Raw genomic sequence first — 18767 nt, 5'->3', positions numbered from 1 at the left:
TTATCAGTTTAGAATCTGCTCTGGATACCCGGAACATCAGCAAAGAAATACATAGCACCTGAGCGGTGCATATTATTGCTCAGCGCCGGTGAGATTTTGCTGATTGTTATTTTCTTCCCGGCTTCATGGAATTTGCGGCCCAAGAAACAAAGGGCTTCCATTCCTTTGACGGATGCCGCGTGAGTATTGGATAAATCAAGAGCGGGTGAGAAGTTTCGATCCAGCATGCGGGTTCCGGTACGGAGCAGGTCCGGGATTAGTCCTGCATCCAGTGTTCCAGAAATTTCAATTTTTGCCGGGATGCAGGTTTCGTCAGTTCTGATTGAAGATTGCAGGGCGAGCGATGCGGTCTGTTTGATTTCATCCAGTAAATCTATCTCTTCACGCAGGAGCATTAACGGGGTGATTATGTTGTCAACTTTATCTGCGATACGGTTTTTATCGACGTCCTGCGGGATGCAGATTAGAACGCAGTCATGCATATGTTCATAGATTTTCGGTAGACAGCAGCAGATTGAATCCGGTCGGGCCGAGATAAGTACGATGTCCGGGCGCAGGTTGTTGGCACTTCCGATGATTGATTGCACATCGATGTCATCCAGTTCACCTGTAGTCTTGAAATGGGTGAATAAATCCCATGAAAGGGGCACGAATCCATCCCTGACAAGGATATCGGTTTTCAGGGCTGTTTCGGATATGTGGAGCAGGCTGTAGCCGTAGTGGGCGCAGATTCGGGCGATCTGTTCCGGGAGTTCAAAGTACTCCAAGGGCATTTTCAGCTTGATATCAGATTTTTTCGCGAGGTTTACTAATTCTGAATCTGTTGCAAGAATAAAATCAGCATAATCAGGGCAGAGGTGCGGTGCTTTTGCATAATCCAGCAGCCACGGGAAAGAGGGCGCAAAGATCATGGTTTTTTCTTTGGCCCCGGCTTTTTCCCCAACAGCATGCATCAGCTCATTGAAATCTATATTGAAAAATGGAATTCCAAAGGCCAGCTTAATTCTATCCGGATTATCATAAATTTCCACAGACAGCCCTTTTTAATCACCTGTTCAGAATATTACCCGGTGAAACTGCATCTAAGTTCTTGGGATTTAAAATCATTTTTTGAAAACTAGCCTTAATCCTTAATTCAGCCTAACAGGACTTCGGCTATTTTTCGAAATTAAAATTCTTTGCCCCAGTTAATGCCTTTATCCCATTTGACTTTGCCCTGAACTTTCTTCTGTTTGCGCAGCAGGATGTAGACAGCTCCGGCTCCGCCGTCCTTGGGCTGAGCAGTGCAGAATGCCAGTACCACTCGACGGAACGGGTCGCGGGTCAGCCATTCTTGGATTTCACGTTTGAGCACCGAATGTCCGCCGGGGGAGTTTTTGCCGCGTCCGGTTACGGCCAGTACACAGCGCTTGCCCTGCAGGAAAGATTCACGGATGAAAAAGAGCAGGTTGTCGAATGCCTGTTCGGAATTCATACCGTGCAGGTCGATATGTGATTCGTAGCTGAAAGCACCCATCTTAAGTTTCTGGAAAACCTTGGTATCCGTACCGCGTACAAAGCCGAACATGAATTCGTCGGTATATTCCAGCTCAAATTCAATTTTACCGGAAATCAGACTGCTTAAATATTCTTTTCCTTCATCATCTTCGGATTGTTTTGGAGCCGGTGCTGGTTTTGGCTTCTTGAGCGCTACTGTAGATTTGTCGATTCGCTCCACCCCGATCATGGCGTCCATGAAAGCCTGATCATCATCAACTTCAACTTGCTTTTCCTGTGATTTAACTGGAGCGGGCTTTTTTTTGACCGCTTCCAGTGCCTTACGCACTGCTTTAGGAACGTGTTCTTCTTTTTTATCTTCTTTGAATTTTAACCCTTTCAGATCGGAAAGGGAATTCATTTTCTTTTTAGCCATAAAAATATCTCCTGAAAAAATGAGCTATCAAGTTAGTCATAATCAGCTTTGAAGTAAATCGTTGTAGTCAGGAAATTTGAGTTTTTATTTTTTGCATCTTGACTTTTGCTGAGTAGTTACCATTTTTCATAGCACGTTTTGTCTGGCACGCTTGGGATATTGTGAAATTAATCATTATTTATTCTGGACTTGAAATGTGAATTTTATTAGCTCTTCAAGGCGTACTTAATTCGACTAAATAACTCCATTTTTGGCTTTTTGCTTATAAAGTGAGGAATTTCAATGCTTAAGATAGAAGACTTGCACGTCAATATCGGCGATAAAGAGGTTATCAAAGGCCTCAACCTGCATATAAAGGAAGGGGAAACCTTCATTCTGTTCGGGCCTAACGGTTCCGGTAAAACTTCTCTGCTCATGACTCTCATGGGTTTCACAAATTATGAAGTTACTCAGGGTAAAATTACTTTTAAAGATGAAGATATTACCTATGCCCCCATCTACGAGCGTGCCAGACTCGGCATCGGTATGTCCTTTCAGCGTCCTCCGACCATCCACGGTTTGAAAACCCGTCATCTGGTTAAGATGTGCGGCAACGGCTCTGACGTGGATGTTGAGATGCTGGCCCAGCGGGTTAATATGACCAATTTTCTTGACCGTGATATCAACTCCGGTTTTTCCGGCGGTGAAATCAAGCGGTCTGAACTGCTCCAGCTTATGGCCCAGAATCCTGGCCTGCTGCTTTTCGATGAGCCGGAATCCGGTGTTGACCTGGAAAATATGCATCTCATCGGTAAAATGGTCCGTACCCTGCTCGATGGTGAAATCAAACCCCAGCTTGATTTGAGCATGAAAGAGCAGAAGATGAAGCAGGGCACAAAAACCTGCGGCCTGATTATCACTCATACCGGGCACATTCTGGATTACATCAACGCTGACCGTGGACAGGTCCTTTTTAACGGACACCTCTGCTGTGAAGCCAGACCTCGTGACATTCTGGAGCACATCCGCAAGTACGGATACAAAGAATGCGTGAAATGCCTGAACTAGCAGTGTAAATCCACGGAGTAATATCATGAAAAAAATTGATCTGAACGATTTTAAATTTGAAGGGCTGGAGCACGCAGTAATTGAAGATCTTTCTTCAATTGGAGCTGAAGAAAAAGAGCAGCTGATCATGGCAGGCGTTGATGTTGACGCCAAGGATGTCAGCGCCACCTTTATGCAGGTTGATCACTCCAACGTACACTGCGGTAGCAATGATAAAGATGTTGAAGTCATGGACATTAAAAAGGCCCTTGATAAATATGACGGCCTGCCGGACTACTACTTCAATCTCATTGACAAAGACAAGGACGAGTTTACCCGCAACGCTGCAGACAATCTGCACGGCGGATACTTTGTGCGTACCAAAAAAGGCGCAAAGATTGAAAAGCCTGTGCAGTCCTGTCTGTTTCTCAAAGCTGAAAACTCCGGGCAGAACATCCATAATATCGTGGTTGTTGAGGAAGATTCCGAGCTGCACATTATTACCGGTTGTGCTGCTGCCCATGATAAATTCTCAGGCGGACATTTCGGTCTTTCCGAATTTTATGTTAAAAAGGGCGGTAAGCTCACCTTCACCATGGTTCATAACTGGGGTGAAAATACTGTCGTGCGTCCTCGCACCGTTGGTGTTGTTGAAGAGGGTGGAACGCTCATCAACAACTATGTGCTGATGAAAAAAGTTAAAGACCTCCAGTCTTACCCGACTATTTTTCTGAACGGCGAAGGTGCGGTTGCACGTTTCAACTCTGTTCTGGTCGCTCCCGAAGGCTCTCATGTCGACACCGGGACCCGCATTATCCAGAACGCACCCAACACCAAGGCGGAAACCATTTCCCGGACCATCACCACCGGTGGGACTATCATTGCCCGTGGTCATATTCAGGGTAACTTTGTTCCTGCACGCGGCCACATTGAGTGTCAGGGACTCATTCTCGGCGGCGGACGCATTCATGCTGTTCCCGAACTGGAAGGCACAGTGGAAGGCGTGGAACTTTCCCACGAGGCCGCAGTCGGCAAGATTGCACAGGAAGAAATTGAATATCTCATGGCTCGCGGTATGGATGAGGATGAAGCAACCTCAACCATTGTACGCGGCTTCCTCAACGTGGATATCATGGGCCTGCCCGAAAAATTGCAGAAGGAAATCGACAAACAGATCGAAGAGCTTGATGCAAACGAATCCATGTAGAGATTCTGCATTTATCACAATTAAGCGCCATTCCGGACAGGGATGGCGCTTTTTTTATTTATATATCCAGCTTGCTGCTCCTAAAAGAGTTCATTAAGTCCGTATAGTTTGGTCATTATCCGTCCCCGTAATTCAAGGCGGTCTAAATTATGGACAGCGAGGCGGTATTCAAATATATGCATGGACAGAAAGTTTATGTTTTACTTTAAGTTTATTTCAATTAAAAATAAGTAGTTATAGAATGCCGGGATATAAGGTTCATGTCAGTGGTTCCGTTGTTGCCGGAACAGTGGTGCTTTTGGGATTGGTTAATATCGGGCTATATGTCATTGATCCTGAGCAGGTTGTTTCGCTGTTTGTTATTTGTGCGTTAGGTGCTCTTTTCCCGGATATCGATACTGATTCAAAGGGTAAAAGAATATTTTATTCTGCAATGCTTATAATGTCCTTATCTTTGATCTATCTGGATAAATTTAAATGGGCTGCTTATCTTGGAGTTCTTGCCATGCTACCCGGTGTCAGTGCACATCGCGGCTGGACCCACACATGGTGGGCGATGTTGCTGGTGCCCATGCCTATGCTTGCTCTGCCATATTATGTTTACGGGCAGCCGCTTTCGACATTGATGCCCTATTATGTTGCTTTTGTGACCGGGTACTTTTCACATCTTTTGCTGGACCGGGAATTTTAAGGGTAGCATTCAAAAAAAAGGAATTGAGCGTAAAACTCAAGTCCTTTTTTTTTGACTACACGAAAGATATTGAAGGCATCATGCCTGAGTATCTTTCAGGAGGAGGTTTTTTTTAATCGTCGTTTCGCTCCAATGCATCCATCAGACTTATGGTCAGTTTTAGAAAGTCAGCCTCAGTCAGGATGCCGATTAACCCATTATTTTCATTGACCACCGGAAAGCAACCGTATTTATGGTCCAGCAACATTAGTGCTGCTTCTTTCAGGGAAGTGTCGGCTAATACTGTTTTGATGTCAGTACGCATTATTTCCCCTACAGGAATGCCGGAATCTATTTCGCCCTGAGTTGCCGGATCAATGTCCGCTAATTGTGAAATAGTGGCCCGCAGAATATCCCTGTGGGTAACAAGTCCGATAAATTCCCGTTTATCATTCACAATGGGTATGTGTCTGATGCGCTGCAGGTCCATGAGTGACCTTGCCATTTTTAAATTATCTGATTGGCTTAGGGTGAAAAGTTCCGTAGTCATAAGATCGTCAACTTTCAGCATGTGGTCCTCCTTTTGTCCTTACTTTAATCTCTCTTTATGTTGCTTTAGTGTCAAGATGTATGTGGAAAAAACAGGTTTAAAGCTTAATTTGGGCCATTCAGGTTGACTTGACCGCTAAAATCTGATTTTCAACTGCAAACAATGAATTAATCTGCGGTGGTGATCGGCCCGGAGATGTTCATCGTTCAAAATTTATTTTCAGGTATTTCATGTTGAATGCCTGATGGGGGATAAGTGCGTATAGATCCTAAGCGTTCCAGATTGAAGATGGTGGATGAACAGATTGCGGCCCGGGGAGTGGTCGATAAAAATGTTCTTGATGCCATGCGTAAAGTTCCGCGCCACCTGTTCGTGCAGGACGCCCTTGCTTCACGCGCATATTCCGACAGCGCTCTGCCGATTGGTGAAGGCCAGACTATTTCCCAACCGTACATTGTTGCCGCCATGTCTGAATTGCTCAAGATTAAGCCGGGACATAAGGTGCTTGAGATCGGCACCGGTTCAGGATATCAGGCCGCAGTTCTGGCTGAGATGGGGGCCGATGTTTTTTCCATTGAGCGGATTCGCAAGCTTTTTATCACTGTCCGCAAATTACTTTTCGATATGAGGTATTTTAACATTCAGCTCAAGCTGGATGACGGCACCATGGGATGGCCCGAGAATGCTCCTTATGATCGCATAATTGTAACTGCCGGGGGGCCGGAAATTCCGCAATACCTCATCGATCAACTTGCAGATCCGGGCATAATGGTAATTCCGGTGGGCGGACAAAGACGGGTACAGCGGCTTATGCTGGTCACCAAAACAGATGGGAAAATTGAAACCACCGACATGGGCGGGTGTGCCTTTGTGGATCTGGTTGGCAAGCAGGGCTGGTAGGTAATCATGAATTTTATGCAAGCTTGGAAAAAAGGTCCGGGACCCGAATCAACCCGTGACTACCTTGTACTTATACTTAAGGGTATCTGTATGGGGGTTGCTGACATCATTCCCGGTGTTTCCGGTGGAACAATGGCTTTTATCACCGGAATTTATGACAACCTTATTGATTCCATCCGTTCTTTTAACGGAAAATTCATCAAGAGCCTGCTGCGTTTGAATTTTTACGGGGCAGTGGCCGAAGCTCATCTCAAGTTCCTGCTCCCCCTGCTGCTGGGTATTGTTGTGGCCATGGTTTCGATGGCGCGGGTTATCCATTCACTGCTGGGAACCCATCCGGTGCAGGTTTGGTCCTTGTTTTTCGGCCTGATTGCCGCTTCCATTCTGGTAGTCGGCAGAAGGGTCGGTGATTTTTCGTTCAGAAATCTTTTTTTCGGGATTGTCGGTGCTGTATTCAGTTTTTTTCTTGTGGGACTGATTCCCGTAACCACTCCGGACACCCTCTGGTTTGTTTTTATCTGCGCTTCGATTTCCATCTGTGCAATGATTCTTCCGGGGATAAGCGGGGCATTTATCCTTTTGCTGCTTGGTAAATATGAATTTATCACCGGGGCTATCCGCAATCCTACAAATCTTGAAAACGGCGCCATCCTTTTAGCTTTTGTCTGCGGTTGCGCTTTCGGGATTTCTTTGTTTTCACGGGTACTTCATTTTCTGCTGGAAAAACATCATGCAATAACCGTCAGTCTGCTGACCGGGTTTATGGCTGGAGCCATGCGGAAAATATGGCCTTGGAAGGAGGTTCTTGATTCCGTAGTGATACGGGGAAAGGTTCACGTGCTGAGTGAGGCCAATGTGCTTCCTCCTGCCTTCAACGGTGAATTTGCGGGTGCCGTGCTTCTGATGGTTGCCGGATTCGCAGCAGTGATTATCTTGGAATGGGTATCTTCAGCCAAGGACAGCTGAAGTTGACAGGGGAGCGGTTCCCTGTATTTTTAATATACAACAAAGGCAATGATATGAGTTCATCATGCAGTTCCTGTTCTTCTGCTCCGCAGAAGGGCGGTGACAAAAAGACTAGTGCTGCCCAGGCGTTGCAGAATGAGTTGATTTCCTCAACTCTGCAGAAGATCAAATACAAGATTTTTGTAATGAGTGGTAAGGGCGGCGTAGGTAAAAGTTCTGTGGCGGTCAATATCGCTGCAGCCCTTGCTGATAAGGGGTTCAAAGTAGGTATCCTTGATGTGGACATCCATGGCCCCAGTGTTCCCCACCTGCTTGGAATTACCGGGCAGCTTGATGTTGAGCGCGGTAACCTTGTGGTTCCCAAGAAAGTAAACGACAACCTGCACGTGGTTTCCATGGAATCCCTGCTCAAGGACCCGGATCAGGCTGTTCTCTGGCGCGGTCCCATGAAAACTTCCGCCATCAGACAGTTTATTTCTGATGTTCAGTGGGGCGAACTTGATTTTCTCGTGATCGATTCCCCTCCGGGGACCGGTGATGAGCCCATGACCGTGCTCAAAACCATTCCCGAATCTCTTGCTGTAGTTGTTACTACTCCGCAGGAAATTTCCCTTGCTGATGTAAGGAAAGCAATTAACTTTCTGCAGTATGCCAAGGCTAACATCATGGGTGTGGTTGAAAATATGAGCGGACTTATTTGTCCCCATTGCCATGAGAGTATCGATCTCTTCAAGAAAGGTGGCGGTGAAGAACTTGCAGCCAAGTACAGCCTGCCTTTCCTCGGCGCAGTTCCCCTCGATCCCACAACCGTTGTTGCCGGCGACCTTGGCAAACCGGTGGTTCTTCTTGAGGAAGATTCTCCTGCTAAAATTGCTTTCCGCAAAGTTGCTGACAAGATCGCTGAAGCAGCTGAAAGCAGCTTTGAAGTTGCTTCCAGTACTCATACTTAAGGAAAAATCGCCTTTTTTCAGGCGTAAATCAAATGCCGGGTTGACATACGGTCTTCATCGGCACAGAATCATACAGTTCCTGCGGGGGCCTTATACGGTCCCCGCATTTCGCAAAGGCTAATCAGGCTTCAGGGCTGCCGCTCTGACTAAATGAATTTCTCGACCCGGGACTCTTTATGTTCAATCTTGCCAACTCCCTGACTCTTGGACGCATTCTGGCTGTACCGTTAATCGTTGCTCTTCTTTACTACCCGAATAAACTGACCATGTTTCTGGCGGCCTTTGTCTTTTTTCTGGCATCGCTGACTGACTTTTTTGACGGGTACATTGCCCGGCGGAGCAATCAGGTAACCAATCTCGGTAAATTTCTTGATCCGCTGGCGGATAAGCTGCTTATCTGTTCAACTCTGATCATGCTCAGTTATATGGGGTATGTAAGTGGATGGATTACTGTAGTTATTGTCTGCAGGGAATTGGCTGTAACCGGGCTGAGAGCCATTGCCGTTGATATGGGACTGGTTCTTGCCGCGGACAAATTCGGAAAACTCAAGACAGTTGTACAGAGTTTCGCTCTTGGACCTTTGCTGCTGCATTTTCCCTATTTTGGAATAGATATGCACCAGCTGGGGATGTGGATTCTCTATGTGGCAGTGTTCCTGACCGTATTTTCCGGTGCTAATTATATGTACAATTTGCATAAAGTCTGGTTAACTAGCGAATAATAAAAATTTATTAGAAAAAGTTTACTGACAGGACTATCAATGAACGGCAATGACCGACAAAATCTTGTGCTTCGTCTAAATAATTGTCTTGAGACCATTATTGAAATGGAGCAGGAGCTTGAAAATCTTGATTTGAATCGCAAGTTCATTGAAGAACTTGAGGTTCTTAAAGGTTTTATGAGTAAAATGGAAAAAATCAGGGTAAGTGAAGCCGAAGTAGAGCGGATTGAGACTGCCACTGATAATTTTCTGCATGAACTCAGGGTCCCGCTGGGGCAGGTTGAGTCTTCCAGAAAAATGTTTTCCAGGCTTCAGTAGGGGCTTTTTTTATGCTGCGGCGTAGAGTTTTGCTGGGAGTTCTGGTTGTTATCAACCTTGTATTGTTGATTCGTCTGGGATTAAGTGAGCAAGGTTTTTTTGGGTATCTTGACCTTGATGAGAAGGTTAAAAAACTGGAAATGAAGATTGATGCTGCAGATAACCGCACGCTTGAACTCAGCAGGGAAATACGTAGATTGAAAACAGATCGTGCGTATCAGGAGAAGATCATTCGCAGCAGGATGAATTACGTTAAGGAAAACGAAGTGTTATACATTTTCCCTGACTCAGGGGAAACAAAGACTCAGGGAGCAGGTGCAGATGCAAAGCAAGATTGAGTGGTATCAGGAAGTTCTGGCTCTGGAGCCCAGCTCTAAAGTATTTTTTCCTCTGGCCCGCCTTTATGTGGAAATGGGCAGTCTTGAAAAGGCTGTGACCACTCTTCGGATGGGACTTGACCGCCACCCTGACTATCTTGAAGCACGCCTGCTTCTGGTGGAAACCCTTGCCAAGCTCGACAGGGATTCCGAAGCAAAAGCTGCGGTTGCTCCTTTGACAAGACTCTTTTCTTCGTACCCTTCATTCTGGAAAATGTGGGGTGCTTCCGTTTCAGAAGGCAACAGCGATGTTGCAGGGGCAATGGCCTTTTTATTCTCCGCGTTGCACGGTTCTCCCGTTTCCTGGTCTGATGTCATGGCCGAAGGAATCAAGCAGTTGACCGGTATTTCGACGGAAGGAGCTGTTGATAGGGTTTCTTCTGCGAAAAAAGTTGAATCCGCCGAGTCTACAGGTGTTTTCTCCCGTCCCGAGCCTGAAAGCAGTGATTTGCTTGCCGATGAAATTACTGAGGCTGCAGCTCTTGTTGATTTTGATGGAGACACAGGTGAGGATCTGACAAGTCCCGTTGTCATGGATAGCCTGAAAACCAAGACCATGGCTGAAGTACTGGCGTCCCAAGGTGATCTTGAAGGTGCGCTTGAAATATACCGCGACTTGCTTTGCAAGGCTTCGGATGAAGAAAAAGATGAACTGATGTCTTTTATGGCTGATATTTCCAGCAAAATAAGCAATGCTCCATTAGATGAAGTCGCCGGTGATGACGCAAGCAAGGATCCCTATTTTCGGCATGCCAAAAGCAAGTTGATGGGTACTCTTGAACTGCTTGCTGAACGTCTTGAAGCGCGGGCTTCCCGATAATAAATCTCTGTTTTCGGTTATTATTTATAGCTATAACTTAATAATATACATGAGGATTCGTGCTGGTTAAGCACGGAGCCGGGTATGAATATGGAATTTAAAAATTCGGTGCGATCCGTCGCGCTTTTTGTTTTTTCAATGCTGCTGCTTTGTGTCAGCGGATGTGAGTACGGCAGTAAAGTCTGGCATGATGCCCAGCAGACTGTTGACCCCAACCCGGAAATCAATCTTAAACATGGCGGGATCCAGAATCCTGACGACAATAAGCTGGCTCTTCTTTTTACCCCTGTGGATGCAAAGATTCTGTCTCTTTGTGAAATTCTTTCCACTGTGGATTCACATCCTGATGAAAATTGGTTTAAACTCCTTTTCATGCGTTTCCCTTGGATCAGCGGGGTTCTGACTGTAGATGATGAGGCCAGTATTCTGGTGAAGCTCCCCGAGGCAGAGATCAAGCCTTTTAAACCCGGTCCCCTTATCGAGTATGAAGGAGATTGGAATGAAATTAATCTTAAGTCGTTTGTAAGTTATTCCGAGTTCGGCCCTGAAATGTATCTTGCAACTCCCTTTTTCAAGGATGCTGAATTCAAGGGGCTTGTCGTTGTTCATTTTGATCCCCGTATTTTGCTCAATTTTTGTCCTGATCCTAAAAAATTGATTATTATGCAGCCGGATGGGGGAGGCGTTTGGACCGGAGCCGAAGAGCTGAATAAGGAAGCTCTCCTTAAAATAGACTGGGACGAGTTGCTTGATAATAATGTACACGGTGTTGTGAACGTCGATGGTACCCGTTATGTATGGCTTGCCCGTTACGTGGGCGATACTCAGATCGTCTACATGACAAAAGCTGTCAGCACTGCGGATGAAGACGATGGCATACTCTTTTTTTAAAAATGTAGGTCTTAGTTGAAAAATCTGGTATAAAGCTTATTACTTTCTGAAAATCGCGCAGCAGGGACATTCCGAAGGAGGATAAATGACCCAGCAGATCACTGTTACAGAACACCTGTTATTGCACCAGAAACAAATCCCCGGAGCCACCGGTCAGTTTACACATCTGTTTAATGAACTGGTTCTTTCCGCCAAAATTATTTCCAGGGAAGTGAACAAAGCCGGGCTGGTTGATGTTCTTGGTTTTACAGGTGAGATTAATGTTCAGGGCGAGGAAGTAAAGAAGCTTGATGAATACGCAAACCGTATTCTGATTCACCGCATGGCCCGGTCCGGTGTGCTTTGTGCCATGGCTTCCGAAGAAAATGCTGATATTATTGAGATTCCTCATGGATTGCCTCAGGGTAATTATATCATTATTTTTGATCCGCTGGATGGCTCTTCCAATATTGATGTGAATGTCAATATCGGGACAATTTTTTCTATTTTCCGGCGTAAGAGCAAGCTAGGTACTCCTGTACAATCCACGGATGTACTGCAGGCAGGCTGTGAGCAGGTTGCCGCCGGGTATATACTTTACGGTTCGTCCACCATGCTGGTTTTTACTACCGGGGATGGTGTGCACGGCTTTACTCTTGACCCCGGCGTTGGTGAATTTCTTTTGTCCCATCCGAACATTAAAATTCCCGACTGCGGTAAAATCTATTCGGTCAATGAAGGGTACTGGCCTTTCTGGTCTGAAGCCACAAAGAAGGTTGTCGGACATTTCAAGTCCAAAGACAACATTCATGGTAAACCATACAGTTTGCGCTACATAGGTTCTCTAGTGGCTGATTTTCACCGAAATCTTATCTACGGCGGCGTATTCATGTATCCTGCGGATCATCGTGATCCATCCAAACCGCGAGGAAAGCTGAGGCTTCTGTGTGAAGCTTCGCCCATGGCCATGCTTATTGAGCAGGCCGGTGGCCGGGCCACCGATGGGACTCAGCGGATACTCGATATTGTCCCGGATGATCTTCATCAGCGCGTTCCGCTGTTTATCGGTTCACGTCACGAAGTGGAAACAATAAGTGCCATATACGAGGAGCATGACGGATAATGCTCTGTCTCGGTATTGAGAGTTCATGTGATGAAACAGGACTCGCCCTTGTACTCGACGGCAAACTGATCGCAGAGAAGCTTGCCTCACAGGTTGACGTGCATGCTGTTTTTGGCGGTGTCGTTCCTGAGATTGCGTCTCGTGAACATTTACGTGTGCTTCCAGTTCTTTTTCGTGAACTGCTCAAAGAACAGAATCTGACTGTCGATGATATTGATGTCGTCTCAGTAGCCAGAGGGCCAGGATTGCAAGGCTGTCTGCTCATGGGGATAAGCTTTGCCAAGGGACTGGTTCTTTCCAGCCGGGCCAAGCTCATCGGTGTGAACCATCTCTGGGCACATTTGACTGCTGCAGGTCTGGAACAGGAACTGCAATTCCCTTCCTTGGGATTGCTGGTTTCCGGCGGTCATACCCATATTTATCTTATTGAAAGTCCCACGAAGTTTACTCTGCTAGGCAGGACCCTTGACGACGCTGCAGGGGAAGCATTTGATAAGACCGCAAAATCTTTGAATCTTCCCTATCCCGGAGGCAAGCTGGTTGATGATCTTGGCAGGCAGGGCGTTGTTGATAAAAAACTTTTTCCTGTCCCATATGTAAATAATGACAATCTTGATTTCAGTTTTAGCGGTTTAAAGACGGCTGTGGCTACCTATGTCAATAACCATTCCGATCTGCGTCTTGAGGTAATGGGTGTGCCGGAAGACGGTGAAGAGGATTCCGACCTTGCGGATGAACGAAAAAATATGTTGGCTTCGTTCAATTATACTGTCGGTAGAACACTTGAAGTGAAGGTGAAAAGAGCTCTTGAGCGCAATAGGGGCGTGAAGTCCTTGATTGTTGCCGGGGGAGTTGCTGCCAATTCAGTTGTTCGTTCTGTTATGGCGGATGTTGCTGCCGGGTTTTCAATTCCGCTGGTGCTGCCTTCCATGCATCTTTGCACTGACAATGGGGCTATGATTGCCTATGCCGGATATCTTATGGCAGAGGCCGGATGCAGGCACGATCTGGATCTTGAAGCTATAGCGCGCGGAAGGGTGGTCCCGTCCGATTGGATATGTGAAGGTTAAATTTGAGATCAGGGTGTTGCCTTTGCCGCTAAGGGTGGGTATTGTCTAAAAGTAAATGCCGCCCTCTGATGTTTGTTCGTCTTGACACTTGAGGCAACGGTAATTAGATTTCTGAAATTGAATGACACTCTCAAGAGAGTGTCTCGGAAGAAGACAATTTGATGTGTCGTTTTTACCGGATGGCACAGCTACTAGAATACTGTAACAAGGAGAAAATCATGGCTTTGCAGGTAACCGATTCCAATTTTCAAGAAGAAGTTCTTAATAGTGATAAGCCTGTTCTGGTTGATTTCTGGGCTCCATGGTGTGGACCCTGCCGTGCAATGGGCCCCGTGATTGATGAACTTGCTGAAGAATTCTCCAGTCAGGTGAAAATTTGCAAGATGAATGTTGATGACAATCCCGCATCTCCAGGAAAGTACGGTATCCGTGCCATCCCGACCCTCATTCTCTTTAAGGATGGCGAGGTTGTGGATCAGACCACAGGTGCAGTTTCCAAAAGCAGCATAAAGGAAATGATCAGCAGCAAGGCTTTGTAAAGAATGAAGTCTTATGACGCCGTTGTAATCGGGGGCGGCCCTGCCGGAATGGCGGCCGCCCTTTATCTTGCGAGGGCAGGAGTTAATTTTCTTGCTGTCGAAAAGATGTCCCATGGTGGACAGATGCTCTTGACGGATGAATTGGAAAATTTCCCCGGATTTCCTGATGGAATCAAGGGGTATGAGCTGGCAGACAGGATGGACAGGCATGTAAAGCATTACAAGTATGACCATGTGTATGACGAAGTCCTGCAGATTTTTCCGGGAGAAGAGTATCATGAAGTCGTGGTTGCCAGCGGTGATCATGTCAGATGCCAGGTGGTTATTATAACATCCGGTGTGACTTTCAGAAAATTAAAAGTTCCCAACGAGGAAAAACTGCTTGGCCGCGGGATATCTTACTGCGCTTTGTGCGATGGGCATTTCTATCGTGACAAAGTAGTAGCTGTTGTCGGTGGCGGAAATTCCGCGCTTGAGGAGTCTGTTTATCTTTCGAAACTCGTAAAGAAGCTTTACCTTGTGCATCGCAGGGAAGAATTCAGGGCGGACATGGTTTATCAGGAAAAATGTCTGGCCAACCCGGTAATTGAACCGGTGATGAATTCAGTTGTTTCAAAGTTTGTCGGCGATACGGAAGTGGTCGGTGTTGAGATCAAAAATGTTGTTTCCGGCGAGTATTCTGTTCTCGACGTGGACGGTGTATTTATTTTTGTCGGTTTTGACGCAGTGTGTAGCTTTTTTCCGAAAGAGCTGGCACTTGACCAGTTTGGATTTATAAAAACAACCTGCGAAATGGAATCAAGTATTCCCGGAATATATGCAGCAGGTGACATCCGCTCAAAAAGATGCAGGCAGGTTGTCACTGCAGTGGGAGATGGCGCAACGGCCGCTACTGCCGCGTATGCATATCTGGAACATAAATAATGCGAAATAAATTTTTTTCTTTTGTTTTAGCTTCTTTGCTTCTTATCAGCCTTTCAGGTTGTGGACTTATTGACTATTACTTCCTTCCCAAACCTGAGGATACCGCACAGGAACTTTATGAGGCCGGTGTGGAAGCCATGAAAGAGAAGGATTACTATGATGCAACCGAGTATTTTTCAAAGCTTAAAGACCGTTATCCTTTCAGCCCATACACTCTGAAAGCAGAGATAAGTCTTGGTGACGCCTATTTTCTTGATAAAAAATATTTTGATGCCTCTGAAGCATATAAGGAATTTTCAGCATTGCATCCCGGTAGTGAAGAAATTCCGTATGTCCTGTTTCAAATCGGGTTGAGCAATTTTAATTTGTTCAGTTCAATTGACAGACCGCAAACGAATATCACGGAAGCCCTTGAATATTTTTACAGGGTTGAAGAAGCTTATTCTGAAAGTGAGTATGCCAAAGCATCGAAGGGATATATAGTAAAATGCCGCCGGGCTTTGGCTGATCATGAATTGTATATTGCGGACTTTTTTTGGCGCTCTGAAAAATTCGGTTCTGCATGGAAACGTTATGCCTATGTGGTCAGGAATTTTAAAGATCTGCCAGAAGTTCAGAAATATGCCATGAAACAGGCTGAAATGTCTTATTACGAGTACCAGAAGACTCTTTCGCAGGAAGAACGCGAAAAGTTACAGGGAAGTTGGAAAGAACTGGTTGACTGGCTCTAGGCTTGTCTTTTAATATTGCAAAATCTGCCCGACAGACGTATGTCTGCCGGGCTTTTATTTAGTTGTTTTGGTGTGTTGATTAATGCTTAACAATGACGCCATGGAAGAAATTTATTAATAGTCCGAATGATTATTAGGGAAAGTTTCTTTGGCTGCCGGAGGCATCGACTATGTTTGAATTTCCAGAATGGTTGCAAACTTATCAGATAGAAGATGAAGTTTTTGCTGATGCATATGAAGCGACCTCGCCTTCCCGGCGTGCGTGGTTGAAAAAGACCATCGCACAGGTTTACAGCGTGAATTCGCCGGAAACACCGCAAAAGACATGGAACGTAAATACTTGGAACGGAGGCTTTGAAACCGAAGTCGCGACAGCTCCGCTTGAATGGACGGTGCTCCTTCTAGACGCAAGGTCGGTTTCCCCGGTACGCATTCTGGCCGCACTTGTCCCGGCTCTTACTGCCGGGGTAAAGCAGGTGCTGGTGGCTTTTTGCGGTGAGGGGGAGATTTCAAAGCCTGTGCTAGCCGGATTTGAACTTGCAGGACAGGAAGACGTGGTTCAATTGCCCATGGATAAAATCGAAGAATTTCTGGGCTTTTTGCTGAACGGCGGTGCGTATGGCGCAGTTCTCGACCTGCGTGGAGATCCTGATTTCGTGCTCAATGGACCATGTGTGCGTTACTGGCGTGTACCGGAAATTTCCAGTATATCAGTCTGCAAGAATGAGGATTTCCCGGATATGGATGTGCTTGCTTTTGTGCATCCTGATGTCGAATTTGTTGAAGTGGATGAGGATTCTCTTGATGAAGGTGAAGCTGATGCAGCTGTAGTTCCTGCCGAGCTTGTTGGAGAAGCACTGATGACTTTTAACATCGTTTTGGCCCATGGTCAGGAAGGCTGCTGGTTGTGGAACGGTTTTAACAGTTCTTTTTTCAAGCGTGAATGTGTTGCTCTTGCTGTTGCTGAATAAGTTTTAGAAAGGGAAGGTGGTCCGTGAACGTTAAGCCTGATTTTTCTGCAAAAGGTATTGGAAAAATACGAAATATTGGAATTATTGCTCATATTGATGCCGGTAAAACTACGGTGACTGAGCGCATGCTTTATTTTTCAGGCCGTATCCACAGATTGGGAGAAGTCCACGAAGGTACGGCCACCATGGATTACATGCCTGAAGAGCAGGAGCGCGGCATCACTATTACTTCAGCAGTGACCACCTGCTACTGGGGTGATAAAACGATTAACATTATCGATACTCCCGGACATGTGGATTTCACTATTGAAGTGGAGCGCTCGCTACGTGTACTGGATGGGGCCGTAGGAGTCTTCTGTGCTGTCGGCGGAGTTGAACCGCAGTCAGAAACTGTCTGGCGCCAGAGCGAGGCTTACTCTGTTCCCAAGCTGGTATTCATCAACAAAATGGACCGTCTTGGCGCAGATTTCGAAGCGGTGCTTGAGGCCATGTCCGCAAAACTCGGGATAAAAAGCCTGCCCGTGCAGATACCTGACGGTTCCGGGGATGAATTCGGTGCTGTTTATGATGTGATCCGCATGAAAAAGCTTGTCTTTGACCCGGACAGCAATGGTGAAGAATTTGATGTGCTTGATCTGGATGAACGGGATGAAGAATTTATCGCTCCTTGGCGGGAACGTATGTGCGATACGCTTTCAGAAGTTGATGACGAGTTCATGGAACGCTATCTGGAAGATGATATTGATCCGTCATACATTGATGAAATAATCCGCAAGGCAACCCTTGGGTTAAAGCTTGTTCCGGTTTTTGCAGGATCGGCGCTGAAAAATGTGGGTGTACAGCCTTTGATGGACGGGGTCGGAAAATTTTTACCCAGCCCGCTGGAAGCTTCGAAAGTTAGTGGGATAAATCCTAAAACCGGGGTTGAGCAGGTTGTTGAACCTGTTGCAGGCGGTCCTTTTCAGGCTCTTGCTTTCAAGGTCGTCATGGATTCAGGGCGTAAAATGGTACTGATGCGTATTTATTCCGGCAAAATCGAGGCCGGAGATACGGTAAAGAACTTCACGCAGGGAAAAGATGAGCGAGTTGCCCGTCTTTTTAAAATGCATGCCGGACGTAAGGAACGTCTTGATGTGGCCGGGGTCGGTGATATTGTCGGAGCTGCAGGCCTGAAGGATACCCGCACCGGAGACACTCTATCCACTGCGGAAACTCCGCTGGTGCTGGAACAGATCGAGATGTACAAGCCGGTTATATCAATGGCCATTGAGCCGCGTAATGTGGATGAATCCGATAAACTTGAAGAAGTGCTTGATAAGTATCTTCAGGAAGACCCGACTCTAGCTCTCAATACGGATGAAGATACCGGGCAGATTCTCCTTTCTGGTATGGGAGAACTTCATCTTGAAGTTGTTCTGGACCGTATGAGACGGGAGTACAAACTCGATCCCAGATCTGGTAAACCTCAGGTTGTTTATCAGGAAGTTCCGGGCAGGAATGCTGAAGCTGAAGAAGAATTTGATAAAATTCTCGGTGAGGATAAGCATTATGGATATGTCCGCCTGGCGGTTGAACCTAAGGAGCGTGGTTCCGGCCGGGATATTGTTTTCGAAATCGATTCGCAAGAGTGGCCTTCTGATTGGCTGGATGCTGTCGCAGAGGGGATTGATGACGGTCTGCAAAGTGGAGTGATAAAGGGTTTTCCGGTTCAGGATGTGAAAGTGCGCATTCTGGAATTGCGCCGACGGGACGGTGACTCCAGCGTTCCCGGCTACCATATGGCTGCGGGTCGGGCTCTCAAGGCCGCTCTGGCTGCCTCATCGCCTAAGCTTATGGAACCGATAATGGACGTGGAAGTTTCTGTTCCCGAAGAATTTGTAGGCGATGTTATCGGTTTGCTGGGTGCCAAAGGAGCACGCATTGAAAATATGCTGGACCGCAACAGCCAGAAGATAGTGCAGGCTTTGTCGCCTCTGCGAAATATGTTCGGGTTTTCCACCGAGCTCAGGTCGGCTACTCAGGGCAGAGCCGGTTTTGCCATGAAATTCCATAGCTTCGATGTTCTGGATTGATCCGGTACAGAGATGGGAACAAGTGAAAAATAATCAGCAAAGGGAAGTT

Annotated in this window: 21 protein-coding genes; 18 read left to right on the top strand and 3 right to left on the bottom strand. The window is 46.4% G+C overall.

What is annotated here, in order from left to right:
- Positions 1-8: 8 nt before the first annotated feature.
- Both ACKU41_RS02735 and ACKU41_RS02730 read right to left on the bottom strand, forming a co-directional pair.
- Positions 9-1031 carry an STAS domain-containing protein gene (locus tag ACKU41_RS02735; RefSeq protein WP_321403978.1) on the bottom strand — a complete coding sequence of 341 codons (1023 nt, stop codon included), beginning with the start codon at positions 1029-1031 and terminating at the stop codon, positions 9-11.
- 137 nt (positions 1032-1168) lie between these two features.
- The gene (locus ACKU41_RS02730) at positions 1169-1912 is read right to left on the bottom strand and encodes a Smr/MutS family protein (protein WP_321403976.1); all 744 of its coding nucleotides are present in this window, start codon (positions 1910-1912) and stop codon (positions 1169-1171) included.
- Positions 1913-2194: 282 nt separating this feature from the next.
- On the opposite strand from ACKU41_RS02730, the gene ACKU41_RS02725 reads away from it, so the two are divergent.
- The 3 genes from ACKU41_RS02725 to ACKU41_RS02715 all read left to right on the top strand — a co-directional run bounded on the left by ACKU41_RS02725 (position 2195) and on the right by ACKU41_RS02715 (position 4836).
- Positions 2195-2959: an ABC transporter ATP-binding protein gene (locus ACKU41_RS02725; RefSeq protein ID WP_319779682.1), complete on the top strand. Its 765-nt coding sequence runs from the start codon at positions 2195-2197 to the stop codon at positions 2957-2959.
- Positions 2960-2984: 25 nt separating this feature from the next.
- On the top strand, positions 2985-4145 hold the full coding sequence (locus ACKU41_RS02720) for a SufD family Fe-S cluster assembly protein (protein ID WP_319779681.1): 1161 nt from the start codon (positions 2985-2987) through the stop codon (positions 4143-4145).
- Positions 4146-4386: 241 nt separating this feature from the next.
- Entirely contained in the window at positions 4387-4836 is a 450-nt protein-coding gene (locus ACKU41_RS02715) for a metal-dependent hydrolase (RefSeq protein WP_319779680.1), read from the top strand.
- A 112-nt stretch (positions 4837-4948) separates the two neighbouring features.
- Here the strand turns inward: ACKU41_RS02715 and ACKU41_RS02710 are convergent, their stop codons facing one another.
- Positions 4949-5386 (bottom strand): CBS domain-containing protein, encoded by a 438-nt coding sequence (locus tag ACKU41_RS02710; RefSeq protein ID WP_319779679.1) that lies wholly within the window; start codon positions 5384-5386, stop codon positions 4949-4951.
- Positions 5387-5620: 234 nt separating this feature from the next.
- Here ACKU41_RS02710 and ACKU41_RS02705 point away from each other — a divergent pair, with 234 nt between their 5' ends.
- The 15 genes from ACKU41_RS02705 to fusA all read left to right on the top strand — a co-directional run bounded on the left by ACKU41_RS02705 (position 5621) and on the right by fusA (position 18718).
- A complete protein-coding gene (locus ACKU41_RS02705; RefSeq protein WP_319779678.1) occupies positions 5621-6265 on the top strand; it encodes a protein-L-isoaspartate(D-aspartate) O-methyltransferase in 645 nt (214 codons plus the stop codon).
- Between the two features lie 6 nt (positions 6266-6271).
- Entirely contained in the window at positions 6272-7231 is a 960-nt protein-coding gene (locus tag ACKU41_RS02700) for a DUF368 domain-containing protein (protein WP_319779676.1), read from the top strand.
- Between the two features lie 53 nt (positions 7232-7284).
- Positions 7285-8181 (top strand): Mrp/NBP35 family ATP-binding protein, encoded by an 897-nt coding sequence (locus ACKU41_RS02695; RefSeq protein ID WP_321403972.1) that lies wholly within the window; start codon positions 7285-7287, stop codon positions 8179-8181.
- A gap of 176 nt (positions 8182-8357) precedes the next feature.
- Positions 8358-8903, top strand: coding sequence for a CDP-diacylglycerol--glycerol-3-phosphate 3-phosphatidyltransferase (gene pgsA, locus ACKU41_RS02690; protein ID WP_319779674.1), 546 nt, complete (start codon positions 8358-8360; stop codon positions 8901-8903).
- Positions 8904-8942: 39 nt separating this feature from the next.
- The gene (locus tag ACKU41_RS02685) at positions 8943-9221 is read left to right on the top strand and encodes a hypothetical protein (RefSeq protein WP_321403971.1); all 279 of its coding nucleotides are present in this window, start codon (positions 8943-8945) and stop codon (positions 9219-9221) included.
- 11 nt (positions 9222-9232) lie between these two features.
- Positions 9233-9559, top strand: coding sequence for a septum formation initiator family protein (locus tag ACKU41_RS02680; RefSeq protein ID WP_319779671.1), 327 nt, complete (start codon positions 9233-9235; stop codon positions 9557-9559).
- The gene (locus ACKU41_RS02675; protein ID WP_321403968.1) at positions 9543-10418 is read left to right on the top strand and encodes a tetratricopeptide repeat protein; all 876 of its coding nucleotides are present in this window, start codon (positions 9543-9545) and stop codon (positions 10416-10418) included. The genes ACKU41_RS02680 and ACKU41_RS02675 overlap by 17 nt, the downstream gene beginning before the upstream one ends.
- An 84-nt stretch (positions 10419-10502) precedes the next feature.
- Complete coding sequence (locus ACKU41_RS02670) at positions 10503-11309, top strand: hypothetical protein (RefSeq protein WP_319779668.1); 807 nt, start codon at positions 10503-10505, stop codon at positions 11307-11309.
- Positions 11310-11394: 85 nt separating this feature from the next.
- Positions 11395-12411 (top strand): class 1 fructose-bisphosphatase, encoded by a 1017-nt coding sequence (gene fbp, locus ACKU41_RS02665; RefSeq protein ID WP_321403966.1) that lies wholly within the window; start codon positions 11395-11397, stop codon positions 12409-12411.
- Positions 12411-13481, top strand: a complete 1071-nt coding sequence (gene tsaD, locus ACKU41_RS02660) for a tRNA (adenosine(37)-N6)-threonylcarbamoyltransferase complex transferase subunit TsaD (protein WP_321403965.1) — start codon at positions 12411-12413, stop codon at positions 13479-13481. Before fbp ends, tsaD begins: the two co-directional genes overlap by 1 nt.
- Before the next feature lie 218 nt (positions 13482-13699).
- The gene (gene trxA, locus ACKU41_RS02655; RefSeq protein WP_319779663.1) at positions 13700-14020 is read left to right on the top strand and encodes a thioredoxin; all 321 of its coding nucleotides are present in this window, start codon (positions 13700-13702) and stop codon (positions 14018-14020) included.
- A 3-nt stretch (positions 14021-14023) separates the two neighbouring features.
- Complete coding sequence (gene trxB, locus ACKU41_RS02650; protein WP_319779662.1) at positions 14024-14944, top strand: thioredoxin-disulfide reductase; 921 nt, start codon at positions 14024-14026, stop codon at positions 14942-14944.
- A complete protein-coding gene (locus tag ACKU41_RS02645; protein WP_319779661.1) occupies positions 14944-15675 on the top strand; it encodes an outer membrane protein assembly factor BamD in 732 nt (243 codons plus the stop codon). The genes trxB and ACKU41_RS02645 overlap by 1 nt, the downstream gene beginning before the upstream one ends.
- Before the next feature lie 170 nt (positions 15676-15845).
- Positions 15846-16646, top strand: coding sequence for a histidinol dehydrogenase (locus tag ACKU41_RS02640; protein ID WP_319779659.1), 801 nt, complete (start codon positions 15846-15848; stop codon positions 16644-16646).
- Positions 16647-16669: 23 nt separating this feature from the next.
- The gene (gene fusA / locus ACKU41_RS02635; protein WP_321403963.1) at positions 16670-18718 is read left to right on the top strand and encodes an elongation factor G; all 2049 of its coding nucleotides are present in this window, start codon (positions 16670-16672) and stop codon (positions 18716-18718) included.
- The last annotated feature ends 49 nt before the right edge of the window (positions 18719-18767 follow it).

The sequence above is a fragment of the Maridesulfovibrio sp. genome (genome assembly GCF_963678865.1).
Classification (GTDB): domain Bacteria; phylum Desulfobacterota; class Desulfovibrionia; order Desulfovibrionales; family Desulfovibrionaceae; genus Maridesulfovibrio.
This window is presented reverse-complemented; position numbering and strand designations above follow the sequence as displayed.

Excerpts from the sequence above, each read along its gene's own strand:
- trxA (WP_319779663.1), top strand. The coding sequence starts at position 13,700 with ATGGCTTTGCAGGTAACCGATTCCAATTTTCAAGAAGAAGTTCTTAAT.
- fbp (WP_321403966.1), top strand. The coding sequence starts at position 11,395 with ATGACCCAGCAGATCACTGTTACAGAACACCTGTTATTGCACCAGAAA.
- ACKU41_RS02645 (WP_319779661.1), top strand. The coding sequence starts at position 14,944 with ATGCGAAATAAATTTTTTTCTTTTGTTTTAGCTTCTTTGCTTCTTATC.
- ACKU41_RS02670 (WP_319779668.1), top strand. The coding sequence starts at position 10,503 with ATGAATATGGAATTTAAAAATTCGGTGCGATCCGTCGCGCTTTTTGTT.
- tsaD (WP_321403965.1), top strand. The coding sequence starts at position 12,411 with ATGCTCTGTCTCGGTATTGAGAGTTCATGTGATGAAACAGGACTCGCC.
- pgsA (WP_319779674.1), top strand. The coding sequence starts at position 8,358 with ATGTTCAATCTTGCCAACTCCCTGACTCTTGGACGCATTCTGGCTGTA.
- ACKU41_RS02720 (WP_319779681.1), top strand. The coding sequence starts at position 2,985 with ATGAAAAAAATTGATCTGAACGATTTTAAATTTGAAGGGCTGGAGCAC.
- ACKU41_RS02730 (WP_321403976.1), bottom strand. The coding sequence starts at position 1,912 with ATGGCTAAAAAGAAAATGAATTCCCTTTCCGATCTGAAAGGGTTAAAA.
- ACKU41_RS02685 (WP_321403971.1), top strand. The coding sequence starts at position 8,943 with ATGAACGGCAATGACCGACAAAATCTTGTGCTTCGTCTAAATAATTGT.
- ACKU41_RS02715 (WP_319779680.1), top strand. The coding sequence starts at position 4,387 with ATGCCGGGATATAAGGTTCATGTCAGTGGTTCCGTTGTTGCCGGAACA.
- ACKU41_RS02695 (WP_321403972.1), top strand. The coding sequence starts at position 7,285 with ATGAGTTCATCATGCAGTTCCTGTTCTTCTGCTCCGCAGAAGGGCGGT.
- ACKU41_RS02710 (WP_319779679.1), bottom strand. The coding sequence starts at position 5,386 with ATGCTGAAAGTTGACGATCTTATGACTACGGAACTTTTCACCCTAAGC.
- ACKU41_RS02725 (WP_319779682.1), top strand. The coding sequence starts at position 2,195 with ATGCTTAAGATAGAAGACTTGCACGTCAATATCGGCGATAAAGAGGTT.
- ACKU41_RS02680 (WP_319779671.1), top strand. The coding sequence starts at position 9,233 with ATGCTGCGGCGTAGAGTTTTGCTGGGAGTTCTGGTTGTTATCAACCTT.
- trxB (WP_319779662.1), top strand. The coding sequence starts at position 14,024 with ATGAAGTCTTATGACGCCGTTGTAATCGGGGGCGGCCCTGCCGGAATG.
- ACKU41_RS02640 (WP_319779659.1), top strand. The coding sequence starts at position 15,846 with ATGTTTGAATTTCCAGAATGGTTGCAAACTTATCAGATAGAAGATGAA.
- ACKU41_RS02675 (WP_321403968.1), top strand. The coding sequence starts at position 9,543 with ATGCAAAGCAAGATTGAGTGGTATCAGGAAGTTCTGGCTCTGGAGCCC.
- ACKU41_RS02700 (WP_319779676.1), top strand. The coding sequence starts at position 6,272 with ATGAATTTTATGCAAGCTTGGAAAAAAGGTCCGGGACCCGAATCAACC.